Consider the following 17,308-nt stretch of genomic DNA (forward strand, 5'->3'; position numbering starts at 1 on the left):
TGCTAAATTCGAACCATGCGGAAACGTGAGTACGGGCAGTTCTGCGGTCTTGCCCGAGCCGCCGAGGTGGTGGGGCAGCGATGGACGCTGCTGATCCTCCGGGACCTGTTGGTCGGCCCACGCAGATACTCCGAGCTGCGCTCCGGCCTGCCGGGCATTCCCACGAATATGCTTGCCACCCGGCTGAAGGAGATGGAGGAGGACGGCCTGGTGGTGCGCGAGGCCCTGACTGGGCCCACCAGGGCGATCGTCTATCGGCTGACGCAGCGGGGTGCGGAGATCGCCCCGGCCCTCGGGGCTCTCGCGCGCTGGGGCGCTGCGGGAATGCGCGCACCTCGCGAGGGCGAGGTCGTCACCGAGGCGTCGCTGGTCTCAGCGCTGCGCGCAGGGATCACCGGAGATGCCGCCGGCAGACCGGAGGCCGACCACGAGAGGGCGGAGACGAACTACTCCGTCACGATCGGCGACGTCGCGGTTCAGGCCACCGTCGCCCCCACCGGGATCACCGTTGAGCCGGGGGCGCATCCGAATCCCGACCTCGTGATCTCCGGAGGTCCGCGCTTCCGCGACCTGCTGGCCGGAGAGCTCGATCCGCGGACGGCGATTGCACAGGGCATCGTGGTCATCGACGGGGATCCGGCTCTGCTCGAGGACTTCGTGCGGGCCTTCTCCATTCCCTACTCGGAGTCGACGACCGGGGACGAGCGCTAGGTCGCTGCGTCGCTGCGGTCCTCTTCACGGCGATCCTGTGCAGCTCGGCCTTCCCGAGGCGATTCGCGCAGGTCCGTGCGGGCCCGCTGCACCTCGGCCTGGCCGACGAGGTGGGCGAAGGCCGGAATGACGAACAGGATGCCGACCGCGGGCACCACGATGCCCGAATCATTGATGATCGTGCCGACGGTGAGCAGCACCAGCAGCGACACCATGCCGGCGCGCAGCAGCGGGAACCGGCGATACAGCTCTGGCAGGTGCGGCACCGAGAACCGGTGTGGGTCGAGGATCACCCAGAAGACCCCGGCGATGATCACCGGCAGCAGGAGCGTCAGCCAGCTCTGCGTCAGGATATCGATGTTCATCCCGATCTTGCGCACGAGCACCGCTCCTGCCTCACCGCTGAGGATCGAGTCGAAGAAGCGGCCGAAGTGGGTGCGCTGCTCGGCGGGCCGGAGCCAGTCGATCACCAGCACAGCGAGCATCACCATGCCGGCGGTGCCGACGATGAGGACGAGGCGCTTGACGGACAGCCGGATGCCGGCGGCCGCCAGCGCGAGCACCGCCAGGCCGATGATGAGGGTCGGAACCGAGCCGAACTTGGTGCCCAATCCGGGCGTGGCCAGCAGCAGGCAGGACAGCACCAGCCCCACCAGCACCACGGTCAGCCGGGACCACCGTCCGCGGACCGCGCTGCAGGCGGCGACGAGGACGAACACCAGCGCGGTGCAGTAGAGGGCGAGTGCCGAGTTGCCGATCCCGTAGAACCGCGAGGCGATGAGCAGCGGCTCGCCCAGCAGGGTCGACATCTGCAGCTGGGAGCCGGTGATGACGTCGACGGCGAGCACGATGACGGTGATCGCTGCGACCGCTGTGATCGGACCCAGCGGGTGGCGCCGCCACGGCCCGAGCAGCCCGACGAGAGTGAGCGCCAGGGCCCAGCCGGCCAAAGCGGCGAGCATCGCGACGTCCGGGCTCGTCGAGCGCTCCCACGGCACCAGGTTGACCAGATAGGTCGATACCGGTGCGGCGGCGAAGAACAGTCCGATTGAGCGCACCGGCCCGGCGACACGACTGCGGTCACGACGCCCGACGGCATAGGCGACGACGAGCAGGACAGCCATGATCGTCGCGACGACGGGGAAGAACCAGGCGGACAGGGCGGCCTGCGTAGCGACGGCCACCTGCCGGTCGAGCATCTGCTGGTACCGGGTGGACGCCTCGCTGTCGGGGGCAGTCGCCGTGATGCGCGCCCCGGGCATGCTGCCGGTCGGCCCGGTGCCGGTGGCGGACAGGAGGGTGGGAAGGATGTCGGTCGTCTGGATCAGACCGGGCTGCTTGGTCGAGGCCGAGGTCATGACCCCGCCCTGGTGTTCCGGGCCGACGGCGGCCGCGAACTGCATCTCGGAGGAGTCGTTCCAGCCGTCGGAGATCGAGGCGACGAGCAGGGTGGGCTCGCCCTCGGCGTCCGGCAGGGAGTCGACGGCTGCGCGGATCTGACCGAGCTGCTCGTCGAGCTCGGCCAGCGAGTAGCCGGATTCGCGGGTGTTGCCGAGGTCGACGATGGTCAGCGAGTGCGGGCCCGTCGCGGCGCGGACCTGCCCGGCGAGGTCCTCCCCGGCGGAGTCGTAGGAGCCGACTCGACCACGGGGTTCGGCCGCGGCGATCGCGGCTCCGGGGCCGATCGCGTGGACGTCGGGGATCGCCTCGCGCAGCGCCCCGAGCGGGGCCTCATAGTTGTCGTCCTCGGCCTGCAGCCGGTAGACCGCCCAATCGGGGACCCATGATTCCACGGGCGAGGCGGGTCGCCGGCACGTGGGGCGCGGTTCGTCGGCTGCCCGGCTGCCGGAGCCGACGGCCAGCCAGCCGTCGACCGGGCAGCTCGTGGCGCGGACGCTGCGCGGGGTGATGGTGCCGATGGTTCCGTCCTCGACCAGCGCCCACAGGTTCGGCGTGCGGTAGGGGTCGAGATCCTCGAACGTCAGGCCGCTGACCCCGACGAACACGACTGGTCCATGGGAGTCGCCGCTCGGCGGCGCTCCCGGTGCTGCGGCGCCGACCGGCTGGGTGGTGGCGGCTGGCAGCGACGCCGCGCCGACCGGCTGCGTTGCGGCAGCCGAGGTCGGCAGGCCGAGCACCAGCACGAGGCCGGCGAACAGGACGGCGATGAGCGGTCTCATGGCTCGCGTCGCCTCTTCTGCGCGGCAGCCGAAGCCGGCGCGGCCGACGCCTGCGGAGCCTCCGAACCATGCGGATCAGCCGGAGTCTCATCGGCGCAGAGGGCGAGGAGCAGGGGCACGAGCATCATCGCCCCGCTGGCAGGCACCGCGATGCCGGAATCGGTGATGACGAGGCCGACGGCGAGTCCGATCGCGGCGGCGAGGAAGCCGGCGTGCAGGGTCGGGTCGGCCAGCACAGCGGGCAGCCGGCCGACCCAGGGGCGGGCCAGCGGAGCTGTGCGGGGGAATTTCGCCAGGTATGCCAGGAAGAACAGGGTCGCGATGACTGCCAGCGGCACGACCAGCGCCAGCGCCGGGTTGATGACCATGATGTTGAGGTTGGCGCTGAGCTTGCGCCCGATCACCGCGAACAGCTCCCCGTCGAGCAGCTGGCCGAAGAACATCCCGAAGTGCGAGCGCACCTCGGGCGGCCGGAGGTAGTCGATCCCGGCGATGCCGAGGATCGCCGCGAGCGAGATCGCGCCGATGAGCAGCAGCCGCCACAGATTGAGCCGGATGCCGAGGACGAGGGCCAGCAGCACGAGGAAGCCGACCAGGGTCGCGATGGTCCCGCCGAACTTCGCACCCCATGCGGGGTTGCCCAGCGTGCCGACCGACAGCAGTCCCGCCGCGGAGATCAGCCCGACCGCCCAGCCCCGCCTGCCCGAGCGCACGAGGTGTCCGGCGAGGAGTCCGAGCCCGAGGAAGAGCGCGACGATGAACAGCGCCGCCCCCTGGTTGCCCAGCCCGTAGAACCGGCCGCCGACGATCGGGTTGTAGCCCATGAGCGAGTTGAACTGCAGCTGCGAGCCGATCGCGATGTCGATGGCGAGCACCGCCGCGCTGGTCAGGCAGATCGCCGCCACCCGACCGCGGAACGTCCGCCGCCAGGGGCCGACGAACGCGACCGCCAGCAGCAGCGCGGAGCCGGCCGCGATCGCCAGCCACAGGCCGAGCGTGGGATCGGGCAGCCGCGCCCATGGGAACAGCCCGGACAGGAAGGACCCCATCGGGATCACGGACAGTACGAGACCCGCCCAGCCGAGGCCCCGGTGGATCCTGCGGCTGCCGGTGGAGCCGACGCGGCGGTGGACCGAGCCCAGCAGTCCGACCCCGAGCACGGCGAACAGCAGGTAGTGGACGACGTCGAGGAAGACCGAGAAGGTCTGCGCCTGGGCGTGGACGGTGCCGGCCTCGGCCGCTGCCGCCTGCAGGGTGGCCAGCGCCTCCCGGCCGGTCTGGCCCTCGGCGTCGACGGTGAACACCGCCTCCGAGGCGCCCGCCGGGCGAGCGTAGCCCTCGACCCGGGTCAGGGTCGCCGCGGCGATGTCGGTGAGCTGGGCCACGCCGTGCTGGCGGGTCGACGAGCTCGACAGGATGCCCGGCTGGTAGCTGGGACCGGCGGCCAGCAGGGCGCGCAGCCGTGAGGGGGCGATGGTGTCGCCGGGCCCGACGATCACCACGTCCGTGGTGGCGAGGTCGATCTGGTCGAGGTAGTGGCCGATCTGCCGGTCGGTCCGGCGCAGCTGCGGCTCATGGTCGAGGGGAACCTTCTCCGGCAGCCAGCTGCGCGACCCCACGGACCCGACGTCGACCAGGGCGAGCTGGCAGCGCCCGAGTTCAGCGGGGCCGGGCTGCCACTGCCGGACGCTGCCTTCCGGGGATGCTGCGGCATAGGCGGCGCCCGGCCCGATCGCCTGCGTGCACCTGTCGATGCCGTCAGGCGCTGGGGGAGCGTCCGCCTCGCCAGTGTCGCCGGCCGTCTCCGCGAGGCGGTAGGGAGCGGCGGCCATCGTGCCGAGCTCGGGCGAGTACCCCGAGGCGGCGTTGACGGTGGTGATGCGCTCGAAGCCCGGGATCGACAGGTCCTCCCCGGACTCCTCCGGCGTCCGGATCTCCGGACACGACGCCTCCGGCCGCGGCGGGACGCGGACGTAGTTGGTCGGCTGTGCCGTCGACTCCGGCGCCGCGGGCTCCTCGGCGTCCGGGGTCACGACCGGCTGTCCGGCCGGGCCGGGCGGCGGCAGCGGGGTGCTGGGCGATGCGGGCTCGTCCGGATCCGGCAGCTCGACTGCACCGGCCCGGACGCCCGCCCCGAGGGTGAGCCATCCGGAGGCGGGGCAGGTCGACGAGGTCAGGCTGCGGACGCTGAGATTGGCCATCGCGGCCTGCTCGGCGAAGGCGTGGAGGCGGGGAGTCGTCTCGGGGTCGATATCGCCCAGCGACAGCCCCGAGGCGCCGATCACGACGAGGGACTGCGCCGCGCCGTCCGAGCCGGCCGGTGCCTGGTCCGCTGCCGCTGAGCCGGCTGGCGCGGCGGCGGCCGGGGACGTGCCGGGGAGCGGAAAACCGGTGATGATGAGGAACAGCAGGATCGGCATCAGCACCCACCGGCGGCCCTGCACGACTGCCCGGCGGGCACGAGCCGGGGTCGCCTGCACTGTCCGCATCACCATCCGATCCTACCGACCCGAACCTGTGCATTTGCGCGACCGGCACCGGTCGGGGTAGATTTGTCCGTTGTTGCGTACGTCAGTACACGCTCCTCTCGAGGCCTCTATTCGCGTTGCAGGCACTGTGTGGTGGGGTCAGTCGTGGTCGACGTACCGTGCACCGAACAAGGCAGTGGCCATTCCCGGAAGATCACGACCCAAGGGAATGCGGGCACGAGCTGACATCAATAGACGAAAAGAAGGCTACTCTTGCGTACGTACACCCCCAAGCCCGGCGAAGTTCAGCGCCAGTGGCACGTCATCGACGCCACTGACGTCGTCCTCGGTCGGCTTGCCTCGCAGACGGCTCAGCTGCTGCGCGGCAAGCACAAGGTGACCTTTGCACCGAATGTCGACTCGGGTGATTTCGTGGTCATCATCAATGCCGACAAGGTTGCCCTCACCGGCGCCAAGCTGCAGAAGAAGCTCGCATGGCGCCACTCCGGCCACCCCGGCGGCATCAAGAGCATCAGCTACGCCGAGCTCCTCGCCAAGGATCCCGAGCGGGCTGTCGAGAAGGCAGTGCGGGGCATGATCCCCAAGACCCGCCTCGGCCGCGCCCAGATGCGGAAGCTCAAGGTGTACGCAGGTGCTGAGCACCCGCACGCCTCGCAGAATCCGCAGCCGTACGAGATCAGCCAGGTCGCGCAGTAAGCGACCGGGGCAGAACCGAACTTTCCGAGGAGAACCGTGGCTGAGACCGCCAACACCCCCGACGCAGACGACGTCGAACTGACCAGTTATTCCACCGAGACTCCGGCATCGGCCGGTCTGGGCGAAGCCGTGGCCGGTGGCCGTGGACAGTCGCTGACCGCTCCCGGTTCCGCTGTGGGCCGCCGCAAGCAGGCCATCGCCCGCGTCCGCCTGGTGCCCGGCACCGGCACGTGGACGATCAACGGCCGCGACCTGGAGACCTACTTCCCGAACAAGATGCACCAGCAGCTGGTGAACGAGCCGTTCCGCCTGCTCGACCTCGAGGGTCGCTTCGACGTGCATGTGCGCATCGCCGGCGGCGGACCGTCCGGTCAGGCCGGCGCCGTTCGCCTCGGCGTGGCGCGCTCGCTCAACGAGATCGACCGCGAGAACAACCGCGCCGAGCTCAAGAAGGCCGGCTTCCTGACCCGTGACGCCCGCGTCCCGGAGCGGAAGAAGGCCGGCCTCAAGAAGGCCCGCAAGGCTCCGCAGTTCTCGAAGCGCTGATCGCAGCCGCTGCACCCATGCCCGCTTCGGCATGACCTCTCAAGCCCCCGGACTTTCGAGTTCGGGGGCTTGAGTCGTGTCGCGCCCCCAACTCAACGAGGAATCCCATGTCTCGACTTTTCGGCACCGACGGCGTCCGCGGTCTGGCCAACACCGACATCACCGCACGCCTCGCCCTCGACCTCGCCGAGGCGGGCGCCCGCGTGCTCGCCGACTCACCGCGGTCCGGCCGCGACCGGCCCTTCGCCGTCGTCGGCCGTGACACCCGCGTGTCCGGCGAGTTCCTGTCCTCGGCCGTCGCCGCGGGCATCGCCGCCGCCGGCGTGGATGTGCTGCTGGTCGGCGAGCTGCCGACCCCGGGCGTCGCCCACGTCGTGCAGAGCTCCGGGGCCGACTTCGGCGTGGTGCTCTCGGCGTCCCACAATCCGATGCCGGACAACGGGATCAAGTTCTTCGGCCGCGGCGGCACCAAGCTGCCCGACGAGCTCGAGGACCGCATCGCGGGACTGCTCGGTGAGGACTGGGAGCGCCCGACCGGTGACCAGGTCGGCCGCATCGGCCGTTTCCCGGCCGCGGCCGACGACTACATCGAATACCTCGTCGAGCGGCTCAACGGCGGGCGGGAGTCGCCGTTGTCGGGCATCACCGTCGTCGCCGACTGCGCCCACGGGGCGGCCAGCGTCGTCGGCCCGGCGGCGCTGCGGCAGGCCGGTGCGGAGGTCATCGTCGTCGCCGCCGAACCCAACGGCTACAACATCAACGACGGTGTCGGCTCCACCCACGTCGACAACCTCGCCGCCGCGGTGAGGGCCAACAACGCGGACGTGGGAGTCGCCTTCGACGGCGATGCGGACCGCTGCCTGGCCGTGGACTCGCTCGGCCGGGTCGTCGACGGAGATCAGATCATGGGCATCCTCGCGCTCGGCCTCAAGGAGACCGGGGAGCTCGCCCACGACACCCTCGTCACCACCGTGATGTCGAACCTGGGCCTGCGCCTGGCGATGGAGAAGGCCGGCATCGCCACCGTGCAGACCAAGGTCGGCGACCGATATGTGCTCGAGCGGATGCTCGCCGACGGCTACACCCTCGGGGGTGAGCAGTCGGGCCACATCCTCATGCTCGACAACGGCACCACCGGCGACGGCGTGCAGACCGCGCTGCACCTGCTCGACCGGATGGCTCGCACCCGCCGCTCGCTGGCCGACCTCGCCGCGGAGATCCCCCGGCTGCCGCAGGTGCTCATCAATGTCGAGGACGTCGACAAGACCCAGGTGGGCCACCGGGCCGTGGCCGCGGAGGTGGCCGCGGTCGAGGAGGAGCTCGGGCGCACCGGCCGGGTGCTGCTGCGCGCCTCGGGAACCGAGCCGCTGATCCGCGTGATGGTCGAGGCGGAGACCCAGGAGATCGCCCAGACCCAGGCCGAGCGGCTCTCCGCGGTGGTCCGCACCGAGCTCTCCCTCTGAGCGGGCAGTCGATGCCTGACGCCGAGGCGCCCGAGCCCGGTCCTGGCCGCCCGGATCCGGCCGGCCCGGTCTTCAGCGCGTTCCGGGTGGGCCGGATCAGCGCGGCGCTCACGGCGGTCGCGGCCTTGGCGCTGGGCGGTGCGTCGCTGCTGCTCGGGTTGGCCGAGGAGCTGCCGAACGCGCTGACGTGGTTCGCGGACGCGACCCGGCTGGTCCTCGTGCTCGGGGCGGTCGCGACGCTCGCCAACCTGGTGATCGGGATCCTGGTGTGGCGGACCGAGCGCGCCGCCGCCGAGCGGGAGCACCGCCGCCTGCGCACCTGGCCGCTGGTGGCCTTCGTCGGCCTTGCCGTGCCGCTGGGCGTCTACGTGCCGACCGCGGTCTTCTCCTCCGACGCGCTGGCGCTGCTCATCGTGCTCCTGCTGGTGTGTGTCCCGGCCGCCCTGCTCCTGCTGCCGATCTCCCGCCTCTTCCGGCCCTGAGGCGGCCGGTTCCGGTTCTCCTCAGGGTCCGGCCCGCTCACTCCTGAGTGGCGAACTGGGTCTCGTAGAGCTCGGCGTAGCGGCCGTGCATCCCGAGCAGGGCGAGGTGTGAACCGCGCTCGACGACCCGCCCGTTCTCGATGACGAGGATCTCGTCGGCGCCTCGCACCGTGGACAGCCGGTGGGCGATGACGAGCGCGGTCCGGCCGCTCATCGCCTCGCTGAGCGCCTGCTGGACGGCGGCCTCGTTCGTGGAGTCCAGCGCCGAGGTGGCCTCGTCGAGGACCACCACCGGTGGGGCGGCCAGCAGCAGGCGGGCGATCGTCAGCCGCTGCCGCTCACCGCCGGACAGGCGGTAGCCGCGTTCGCCGATCACGGTGTCCAGACCGTCGGGCAGCGCGTCGATGACGTCGTCGAGCCGGGCGCGGTGGATCGCGTCGTAGAGCTCGGCGTCGGTCGCCTCGGGCTTGGCGAGCAGGAGATTGTCACGGATCGACTCGTGGAACAGGTGGCCGTCCTGGGTGACCATGCCGACCGTCTGCTTGAGTGAGGCGAAGCTGATGTCGCGGACGTCGACCCCGCCGATGAGCACCTGGCCCTCGGTCGTGTCGTAGAGGCGGGGGAGCAGAGAGGCGATCGTCGACTTGCCGGCTCCGGAGCTGCCGACCAGCGCCACCGTCTGCCCGGGTGCGATGTGGAGGTCGATGCCGTGGAGCACCTCGGTGCCGGCTCGTCGGTCGAGGGTGGCGACGTCCTCCAAACTGGCCAGCGACACCTCGGAGGCGGACGGGTAGGTGAACCGCACGTTGCGGTACTTGACGTCGACGGGCCCGGCCGGCACCGGCTCCGGGTTCTCCGACTCGGTGATCAGCGGCTCGAGGTCGAGCACCTCGAAGACCCGCTCGAAGCTCACGATCGCGCTCATGATGTCCATCCGGGCGTTCGCGAGCATGGTCAGCGGCGTGTAGAGGCGCGTGAGGAGCATCGCCAGCGTCACCACGTCACCGGCGTTGAGGTTGCCGAGCACCGCCTGCACGCCGCCGAGCCCGTACACCAGGGCCAGCGCCAGCGCCGACACCAGGGTCAGGGCGGTGACGAAGGTGGTCTGCAGCATCGCCGTCTTGACGCCGATGTCGCGCACGCGACCGGCGCGGTCGGCGAACTCCTCGGACTCGTGCTGCGGTTTTCCGAACAGCTTGACCAGGGTGGCGCCGCCGGCGGAGAACCGCTCGGTCATCCGGGTGGACATCGACGCGTTGTGGTCGGCCGCCTCGTACTGGAGGGCGGCCAGCCTGCCGCCCATCAGGCGGGCGGGGATCAGGAAGATCGGCAGCAGCAGGATCGACAGCACCGTGACCTGCCACGAGATCGTGACCATCACCCCGACGGTCAGCAGCAGGGAGACGAAGTTGGACACGACACCCGAGAGCGTGTTGGAGAAGGCGCGCTGAGCGCCGATCACGTCCGAATTGAGGCGGGAGACGAGCGCGCCGGTCCGAGTGCGGTTGAAGAAGGCGATCGGCATGGTCTGCACGTGGTCGTAGACCGCGGTGCGCAGGTCGAAGATCAGGCCTTCGCCCACTCGCGACGACAGGTAGCGGTTGACCAGGCCGAAGCCGGCATCGAGCAGCGCCAGCCCGGCCATCGCAAGAGCGATCCAGACGATCACGGAGATCGGCCCGCCGCCGGTGATCGCGTTGATGACGTCGCCGGCCAGCACCGGGGTGATGACGCCGATCACCGACACCAGCACCGAAACGATGATGAACGCGGTGAGCTTGGCGCGATGGCGCTTGGCGAAGCGGAAGATGCGCCGGATCGTGTCGCCGGAGATCTTGCCGGAGCCCTTGGCGGAGGTCTTCTGCGAGACCATGGTTCGCCGCATGATCATGTGGGGTGACGGCATGCTCATAGTGGCCTCCTGCGGCGCGGGTGATCGGTCCGAAGGAGTACAACCGCCGCGAGGAGGAGGTTTATTCCCTGCGCGTGAGCAGGTGCTGCCCGCTCAGAGCTTGCGCAGCTGGATCCGGCGGATGGAGTGGTCGGCGGCCTTGTGCACGATGAGATCGGCCCGTCCCCGGCTGGGCAGCACGTTCTCGCGCAGGTTGGGGGCGTTGATCGAGTCCCAGATCTCCGCGGCGAGAGTCCGGGCCTCCGGTTCGCTGAGCCGGCTGTAGCGGTGGAAGTACGACTCCGGATCCCGGAAGGCGCCGTTCTTGAGCTTCATGAACCGCTCGATGTACCAGTCGCGGATGTTCGGGGTCTTGGCGTCGACGAAGATCGAGAAGTCGAAGTAGTCGCTCACGGACATCCCCACTCGGCCGTCCGAGCGGGGCCGGGCCGGCTGGAGCACATTGAGGCCCTCGACGATGAGCACATCGGGGGAGCGGACGGTGATCTCCGCCCCGGGGACGATGTCGTAGGTGAGGTGGGAGTAGACGGGGGCGCGCACCTCGGGAGCACCCGACTTCACCGCCGACAGGAAGCGCAGCAGCGCTCGCCGGTCATAGGACTCCGGGAAGCCCTTGCGGCCGATCAGCCCGCGGCGCTCGAGCTCGGCGTTGGGGAACAGGAAGCCGTCGGTGGTCAGCAGCTCCACGCGCGGGGTGTCGGGCCAGCGTGCCAGCATCGCCCGCAGCACGCGGGCGGTGGTGGATTTGCCGACGGCGACGGAGCCGGCCACCCCGATGACGAACGGGGTGCGCTTGGGGGCGGGATCGCGGCCGACGTCGCGCAGCGGGGCGAAGAACTCGCGCGTGAGCTCGTGCTTCTGGCCGCGGGCGGACACATAGAGATTGAGGAGCCGGGAGACGGGCAGGTAGACGGTGGAGACCTCCTGCAGATCGATCGTCTCGCCCAAGCCGCGGAGGCGCTCGATGTCGGGGGCCGTCAGCGGCAGCGGCATCGTCTCGGCGAGCATCGCCCAGGATTCGCGGTCGAACTCCCAGAACGGCGAGGGGAACGATTCCTCGGACCTGCTGCGCGGCTGCAGCCCCGCCAGGCGTCGGGCCGGTTCGAGCCCGGCGAGCCGGCGCTCCGTTTCCAGGTCGTCCTTGACCTGCGACTTCTCCTGCGACATGGGTGCCATTGTGTCACGAATCACCGGAGCGCCTCGGCGGGGGTCCGGGAAGCGGACGCGGCTACGATGTGTGCCATCGGCGAGGCGACCCCGCCCAGAAGCGTCAGGAGTGGCAATGGCATCAGGAACGTCACCGGAACCTCGGACACACGACGTCATCGTCGTCGGCGCCGGCCTGTCCGGGCTCACCGCCGCCGCCCGCCTCGGCGAGCAGGGACTCGACGTTGTCGTCCTGGAGGCCCGCGACCGGGTCGCCGGGCGCAATGAGAACGGGCTGTTCGCCACCGGCCAGCCGATCGAGCTGGGCGGGCAGTGGGTGGGTCCCACGCAGGACGAGGTCCTGGGCCTCATCGCCGAACTGGGCCTGCAGACCTTCACCGTCCACGACGAGGGCGCCTCGCTGCTGGCCGCTCGCGGCGAGATCATCACGGGTGATCCGGACACCTTCGGCCTGCCCGCAGAATCCGCCCATGAGTTCTCCCGGCTGGTCACGCACATCGACGAGGTCGCCGCCGGCATCATGCTCGATCGGCCCTGGGCCTCTCCGGAGGCGGAGCGGCTCGATCGGATGACAGCCGCCCAGTGGCTCGACGAGAACGCCCGGGACCCGCTGGCCCGCGAATTCCTCGGCGTCATGCTCGCCTCGATCTTCGCCGCCGAATCCGAGGAGTACTCCGCACTGCACCTTCTGTTCTACCTCGCCTCCGGCGGCGGCCTGCACCGGATGATGATCACGATCGGCGGCGCCCAGGAAGCACGCGTCCGAGGCGGCACCCACCAGATCTCGGAACGCCTGGCCGCTCGGCTGGGAGACCGGGTCCGCCTCGGCAGCGAGGTCATCGCGATCGACCACGGGCCCGCGGAGGCGACGGTCCGCACCCTCACCGGCAGTCACCGGGCGCGCCGGGTGATCGTCACGCTGCCGCCCGTGCTGGCCGGCCGCCTGCGCTACGAGCCGCCGCTGCCGGCCAACCGCGACGCGCTGACCGCGCAGCTGCCCGCGGGCAATGTGCACAAGTTCCAGGTCCTGTACGAGACCCCGTTCTGGCGGGCGGCCGGCCTCAGCGGCACCGTGCTCAGCCTCGACCACGACGTCTCGCTCGTCTACGACAACTGCGTCCCCGACTCCACCGCCGGTATCCTCGTCGCCTTCGTCGAGGGCCACCACGCCAAGGCCTTCAACGAGATCTCCGAGGCGGACCGGGCCGAACGGGTGCTGGCCGACCTCACCGCCTTCTTCGGGGAGGAGGCCCGGCACCCGGTCGACCTGCTCCAGCGGAACTGGAGTGCTGAGCGGTTCACCCGCGGCTGCTACGGCGGACGGCTGGGCACCGGGCTGTGGACGCACCTCGGGCAGACGCTGCGCGCACCCGTCGGCGTGATCCACTGGGCCGGCGCGGAGACCGCCGAGGTGTGGAACGGCTACATGGACGGCGCCATCCGGTCCGGTCAGCGGGCGGCCGGGGAAGTCGCCGAACAGCTGCGCGGGAGCGCGCGCGGAGCGGCGACATGACCGGCGGGTCCATCACTCTGTAAAGTTGCGGTCATGTGCGGAATCGTAGGATTTGTATCGTCGTCCACCCCGGAGACCGCCGGACACAGTGCGCTCGACGTGGTGATGGCCGGACTTTCGCGACTGGAGTACCGCGGATACGATTCCGCCGGCGTCGCCCTGGTCCCCGAGGACGGCCCGCTGGTCAGCGCCAAGAAGGCCGGCAAGCTCACCAACCTCACCGAGGAGCTGCAGGCCAACCCGCTGCCGGAGGCGATGACCGGAATCGGCCACACCCGCTGGGCCACCCACGGTCGGCCCAATGACGAGAACGCCCACCCGCACCTGGCCGACGAGGGCCGCCTGGCGATCATCCACAACGGCATCATCGAGAACTTCGCCGCGCTCAAGGCGGATCTGCTGGACGCCGGCGTCGAGTTCAGCTCGGAGACCGACACGGAGGTCGCCGCGCACCAGCTGGCGAAGAACTACCGCGCCGTCGGCGATCTCACGGAGGCGATGCGGCTGACCGCCCGCGAACTCGAGGGCGCCTTCACCCTGCTCGCGGTCCACCAGGACCTGCCGGGCCGGGTCGTCGCCGCCCGCCGCAATTCGCCCCTGGTGATCGGGCTGGGCGAGGGGGAGAACTTCCTCGGCTCCGACGTCGCCGCCTTCATCGACTACACCCGCAAGGCGATGGAGATCGGCCAGGACGAGATCGTCACCATCACCGCCGACTCCGTGAACATCATCGACATCGACGGCACCGCGGTCGCCGGAGAGCCCTTCGAGGTCGACTGGGACACCGCCGCCGCGGAGAAGGGCGGCTTCGACTCCTTCATGGACAAGGAGATCCACGACCAGCCGCAGGCCATCGCCGACACCCTGCTGGGCCGGATGGACGCCTCGGGAAAGCTCGTCCTCGACGAGATGAACGTCGACGAGTCGGTGCTCAAGTCGATCGACAAGATCGTGGTCGTCGCCTGCGGCACCGCCGCCTACGCCGGTCAGGTCGCCAAGTACGCGATCGAGCACTGGTGCCGGATCCCCACCGAGGTCGAGCTCGCCCACGAGTTCCGCTACCGCGACCCCGTCGTCAACGAGAAGACCCTCGTCGTCGCCGTCTCCCAGTCGGGGGAGACGATGGACACCATCATGGCGGTGCGGCACGCCCGCCAGCAGGGCGCCAAGGTCATCGCGATCTGCAACACCTACGGCTCCACCATCCCGCGCGAGTCCGACGCGGCGCTCTACACCCACGCCGGGCCCGAGGTGGCAGTCGCCTCCACGAAGGCGTTCCTGTCCCAGATCGTGGCCTGCTACCTGCTGGGCCTCTACCTCGCCCAGCTGCGCGGCAACAAGTTCAGCGACGAGGTGCAGGCCATCCTCACGGAGCTGCAGGCGATCCCGGACAAGCTGGCGAAAGTGCTGGAGAACAAGCAGCAGGTCATCGACCTCGCCCACTCCCAGCAGGACACGCAGTCGGTGCTGTTCCTGGGGCGTCACGTCGGGTATCCGGTGGCGATGGAGGGTGCGCTCAAGCTCAAGGAGCTCGCGTACATCCACGCCGAGGGCTTCGCCGCCGGCGAGCTCAAGCACGGCCCGATCGCGCTCATCGACGACGGCCAACTCGTGTTCATCGTGGTCCCCACCGTGCGCGGCCGCGACTCCCTGCACGCCAAGGTGATCTCGAACATCCAGGAGGTCCGCGCCCGCGGCGCGAACACCATCGTGATCGCGGAGGAGGGCGACGAGGCGGTCCGCGAGTACGCCTCCGAGGTCATCTACGTGCCCCGGACGCCCACCCTGCTGGCCCCGCTGCTGACCACGGTGCCGCTGCAGATCTTCGCGATGGAGCTGGCCACGGCCAAGGGACTCAACGTCGACCAGCCGCGCAACCTCGCCAAATCCGTGACGGTGGAGTGAGCGGTGGGAATCATCGGCATCGGGCTCGACATCGCTGATGTGCCCCGATTCAAGGAGCACATCGAGCGGGTCCCGGAGCTGCTGCCCCGGCTGCTGACTCCGGCCGAGCAGCTCAAGCGCAACGGCAGGATCCGGACCCCGGAGTCGCTGGCGGCACGGTTCTCCGCCAAGGAGGCCCTCGTCAAGGCCATGCAGTACCCCGGCATCATCGAATGGCAGCACGCCGAGGTGGTCTCGGCCCGGTCCGGTGCCCCCTCCTTCCGGCTCACCGGGCCGGTGCTCGAGCACTTCCGGCGCATCGGCGGGCAACGGGTGCACCTGTCGATCACCCATGACGCGAACGTCACGATGACCTACGTCATCGTCGAGGGCGACGGCCCGGCGCTGTCGCCGCCCGTGGACCAGCCGGCGCCTCGGCTGCCCGGCAGCTGAGCCGGCCGTCCGTGGCGGGAGGCGCAGGGGGGCGGGGCGCAGGCGGCGCAGCGCAACGTGCGACTTCTTGTCGGACTGTACGACCGGAGAAGGTCGCACGATCCGACAGCAGGTCGCTCGGTCGGTGCGCGGTGATGCTGCCGGACCCAGTACCTCGGAGGAGCACCGAGCGCGGCCTCGGAAGATGACCTAATGTGACTGCGTGCGACGGTCGAGGCCGCCGGGTGTGTTCGACTCTTCGAGTACTCATCGAGGGAAGGAACACCACATGACAGCGACCGGCAAGCGCGAGATCCTCTTCAACGCCTTCGACATGAACTGCGTGGCCCACCAGTCGCCGGGACTGTGGCGCCACCCCGAGGACCGAGCGCGGGACTACAACACCCTCGGCTACTGGACCGGCCTGGCCCGGACGCTGGAGAAGGGCCTGTTCGACGGCCTGTTCATCGCAGACGTGCTCGGTCCCTACGATGTCTACGGCTCCTCCGACGAGGCCACCCTCAGGGCCGGCACCCAGGTTCCGGTCAACGATCCGATGCTCGTCGTCCCGCCGATGGCCGCGGTCACCGAGCACCTGACCTTCGGGGTCACGGCCGGCACCGCCTACGAGCACCCGTATCCCTTCGCCCGCCGGCTGGCGACCCTCGATCACCTCACCGAAGGCCGCGTCGGCTGGAACGTCGTCACCGGCTACCTGCCCTCCGCAGCGCGCAATCTGGGCAACGAGGACCAGATGGAGCACGACGAACGCTACGACCACGCCGACGAATATCTCGACGTCGTCTACAAGCTGCTCGAGGGCTCCTGGGAGGACGACGCGGTCGTCAACGACAAGGAATCGGGCGTGTTCATCGATCCGAGCAAGGTCCACCGGATCGAGCACGAGGGCAGGTTCTTCAGGACGCCCGGCATCGCCTTCACCGAGCCCAGCCCGCAGCGCACGCCGGTGATCTACCAGGCGGGCGCATCGACCCGCGGCCGGGCGTTCGCCGGCAAGCATGCCGAGGCGGTCTTCATCAACTCGCCCACCCAGGAGCTGATCTCCGGGACCGCGGCGAAGATCCGGCAGTCCGCCGCCGAAGCCGGCCGCGACCCCCACGACATCCGCATCTTCTCGATGCAGACCATCGTCACCGGAGCCACCGACGCCGAGGCGCGGGCCAAGTACGACGACCTCGCCCAGTACGTCGATGTCGAGGGCGGACTGGTCCTGATGAGCGGCTGGATGGGCATCGACCTGGCCCGGTTCGATCTCGACGAGCCGATCGGCGACGTCAAGTCCAACGCCATCCAGTCCGCCGTCGAGACCTTCAAGAAGGCCTCCGGCGCGGAGGGTGAGGAGTGGACGGTCCGCCGGCTCGCCGAATGGGTGGGGATCGGCGGATTCGGTCCGGTGATCGTCGGCTCCGGCGAGACAGTGGCCCGGGAGCTGGCGCGGATCCAGGACGAGACCGACGTGGACGGCTTCAACCTCGCCTACCACATCACCCCGGGCACCTTCGAGGACATCGTCGAGCACGTGGTGCCGGAGCTGCAGAAGCTCGGCCGGTACAAGACGGAGTACCGCGAGGGCACCATGCGCCACAAGCTGTTCGGCCGCGGCGACCATCTGCCGGAGAACCACTACGGCTCGCGTTTCGCCGTGCGCAGCCGGTCGCAGGTCTGAGAAGCTCCCTGCCGCGGGAGGCCGGCGCGCTCACCCGGACCGGGGCGAGCGCGCCGGCACCACCCGTTAGGCTTGGCCCATGACCTCACCCACCCACGACGACGCCCGAACTCTCCTGCCCGAACTGCGGCGATTGCGGCGCGAAC

The 17,308-nt window shown here is 70.1% G+C and carries 13 protein-coding genes; 9 read left to right on the forward strand and 4 right to left on the reverse strand.

Features of this window, described 5'->3' with window-relative positions; genetic code table 11:
* The first annotated feature begins 15 nt into the window (after positions 1 to 15).
* Positions 16 to 711 carry a winged helix-turn-helix transcriptional regulator gene (locus tag LXN01_RS10650; RefSeq protein WP_236864932.1) on the forward strand — a complete coding sequence of 232 codons (696 nt, stop codon included), beginning with the start codon at positions 16 to 18 and terminating at the stop codon, positions 709 to 711.
* Here the strand turns inward: LXN01_RS10650 and LXN01_RS10655 are convergent.
* On the reverse strand, positions 708 to 2,891 hold the full coding sequence (locus LXN01_RS10655; protein WP_236864934.1) for a hypothetical protein: 2,184 nt from the start codon (positions 2,889 to 2,891) through the stop codon (positions 708 to 710). The genes LXN01_RS10650 and LXN01_RS10655 overlap by 4 nt on opposite strands.
* Complete coding sequence (locus LXN01_RS10660; RefSeq protein ID WP_236864936.1) at positions 2,888 to 5,380, reverse strand: YML083C domain-containing protein; 2,493 nt, start codon at positions 5,378 to 5,380, stop codon at positions 2,888 to 2,890. The genes LXN01_RS10655 and LXN01_RS10660 overlap by 4 nt, the downstream gene beginning before the upstream one ends.
* A gap of 252 nt (positions 5,381 to 5,632) precedes the next feature.
* Here LXN01_RS10660 and rplM point away from each other — a divergent pair, with 252 nt between their 5' ends.
* The 4 genes from rplM to LXN01_RS10680 all read left to right on the forward strand — a co-directional run bounded on the left by rplM (position 5,633) and on the right by LXN01_RS10680 (position 8,567).
* Complete coding sequence (gene rplM, locus LXN01_RS10665) at positions 5,633 to 6,076, forward strand: 50S ribosomal protein L13 (protein WP_236864938.1); 444 nt, start codon at positions 5,633 to 5,635, stop codon at positions 6,074 to 6,076.
* A 36-nt stretch (positions 6,077 to 6,112) separates the two neighbouring features.
* Positions 6,113 to 6,622, forward strand: a complete 510-nt coding sequence (rpsI, locus tag LXN01_RS10670) for a 30S ribosomal protein S9 (protein ID WP_236864940.1) — start codon at positions 6,113 to 6,115, stop codon at positions 6,620 to 6,622.
* Positions 6,623 to 6,729: 107 nt separating this feature from the next.
* Entirely contained in the window at positions 6,730 to 8,085 is a 1,356-nt protein-coding gene (gene glmM / locus LXN01_RS10675) for a phosphoglucosamine mutase (RefSeq protein WP_236864942.1), read from the forward strand.
* Positions 8,086 to 8,096: 11 nt separating this feature from the next.
* Positions 8,097 to 8,567 carry a hypothetical protein gene (locus LXN01_RS10680; protein WP_236864944.1) on the forward strand — a complete coding sequence of 157 codons (471 nt, stop codon included), beginning with the start codon at positions 8,097 to 8,099 and terminating at the stop codon, positions 8,565 to 8,567.
* A gap of 37 nt (positions 8,568 to 8,604) precedes the next feature.
* Here the strand turns inward: LXN01_RS10680 and LXN01_RS10685 are convergent, their stop codons facing one another.
* Together LXN01_RS10685 and coaA are read right to left on the reverse strand one after the other, a co-directional pair.
* Positions 8,605 to 10,479: an ABC transporter ATP-binding protein gene (locus tag LXN01_RS10685; RefSeq protein ID WP_236864946.1), complete on the reverse strand. Its 1,875-nt coding sequence runs from the start codon at positions 10,477 to 10,479 to the stop codon at positions 8,605 to 8,607.
* 93 nt (positions 10,480 to 10,572) lie between these two features.
* Positions 10,573 to 11,646: a type I pantothenate kinase gene (gene coaA / locus LXN01_RS10690; RefSeq protein ID WP_236864947.1), complete on the reverse strand. Its 1,074-nt coding sequence runs from the start codon at positions 11,644 to 11,646 to the stop codon at positions 10,573 to 10,575.
* A 115-nt stretch (positions 11,647 to 11,761) separates the two neighbouring features.
* On the opposite strand from coaA, the gene LXN01_RS10695 reads away from it, so the two are divergent.
* From LXN01_RS10695 to LXN01_RS10710, 4 genes are all read left to right on the forward strand, one after another.
* Positions 11,762 to 13,159 carry a flavin monoamine oxidase family protein gene (locus LXN01_RS10695; RefSeq protein WP_236864949.1) on the forward strand — a complete coding sequence of 466 codons (1,398 nt, stop codon included), beginning with the start codon at positions 11,762 to 11,764 and terminating at the stop codon, positions 13,157 to 13,159.
* 33 nt (positions 13,160 to 13,192) lie between these two features.
* Positions 13,193 to 15,064 (forward strand): glutamine--fructose-6-phosphate transaminase (isomerizing), encoded by a 1,872-nt coding sequence (gene glmS, locus LXN01_RS10700; protein ID WP_236864951.1) that lies wholly within the window; start codon positions 13,193 to 13,195, stop codon positions 15,062 to 15,064.
* A gap of 3 nt (positions 15,065 to 15,067) precedes the next feature.
* On the forward strand, positions 15,068 to 15,496 hold the full coding sequence (locus LXN01_RS10705; protein ID WP_236864953.1) for a holo-ACP synthase: 429 nt from the start codon (positions 15,068 to 15,070) through the stop codon (positions 15,494 to 15,496).
* A 268-nt stretch (positions 15,497 to 15,764) separates the two neighbouring features.
* Positions 15,765 to 17,162, forward strand: a complete 1,398-nt coding sequence (locus LXN01_RS10710) for an LLM class flavin-dependent oxidoreductase (RefSeq protein ID WP_236864955.1) — start codon at positions 15,765 to 15,767, stop codon at positions 17,160 to 17,162.
* Positions 17,163 to 17,308: the final 146 nt, after the last annotated feature.

It is taken from the genome of Brevibacterium daeguense (genome assembly GCF_021729135.1).
GTDB classification, from domain to species: domain Bacteria; phylum Actinomycetota; class Actinomycetes; order Actinomycetales; family Brevibacteriaceae; genus Brevibacterium; species Brevibacterium daeguense.

What these genes read in the sequence shown, in the direction of transcription:
- LXN01_RS10650 (WP_236864932.1), top strand. Translation starts at nt 16, where the DNA reads ATGCGGAAACGTGAGTACGGGCAGTTCTGCGGTCTTGCCCGAGCCGCC.
- LXN01_RS10655 (WP_236864934.1), bottom strand. Translation starts at nt 2,891, where the DNA reads ATGAGACCGCTCATCGCCGTCCTGTTCGCCGGCCTCGTGCTGGTGCTC.
- LXN01_RS10660 (WP_236864936.1), bottom strand. Translation starts at nt 5,380, where the DNA reads ATGCGGACAGTGCAGGCGACCCCGGCTCGTGCCCGCCGGGCAGTCGTG.
- glmM (WP_236864942.1), top strand. Translation starts at nt 6,730, where the DNA reads ATGTCTCGACTTTTCGGCACCGACGGCGTCCGCGGTCTGGCCAACACC.
- LXN01_RS10680 (WP_236864944.1), top strand. Translation starts at nt 8,097, where the DNA reads ATGCCTGACGCCGAGGCGCCCGAGCCCGGTCCTGGCCGCCCGGATCCG.
- LXN01_RS10685 (WP_236864946.1), bottom strand. Translation starts at nt 10,479, where the DNA reads ATGAGCATGCCGTCACCCCACATGATCATGCGGCGAACCATGGTCTCG.
- coaA (WP_236864947.1), bottom strand. Translation starts at nt 11,646, where the DNA reads ATGTCGCAGGAGAAGTCGCAGGTCAAGGACGACCTGGAAACGGAGCGC.
- LXN01_RS10695 (WP_236864949.1), top strand. Translation starts at nt 11,762, where the DNA reads ATGGCATCAGGAACGTCACCGGAACCTCGGACACACGACGTCATCGTC.
- glmS (WP_236864951.1), top strand. Translation starts at nt 13,193, where the DNA reads ATGTGCGGAATCGTAGGATTTGTATCGTCGTCCACCCCGGAGACCGCC.
- LXN01_RS10710 (WP_236864955.1), top strand. Translation starts at nt 15,765, where the DNA reads ATGACAGCGACCGGCAAGCGCGAGATCCTCTTCAACGCCTTCGACATG.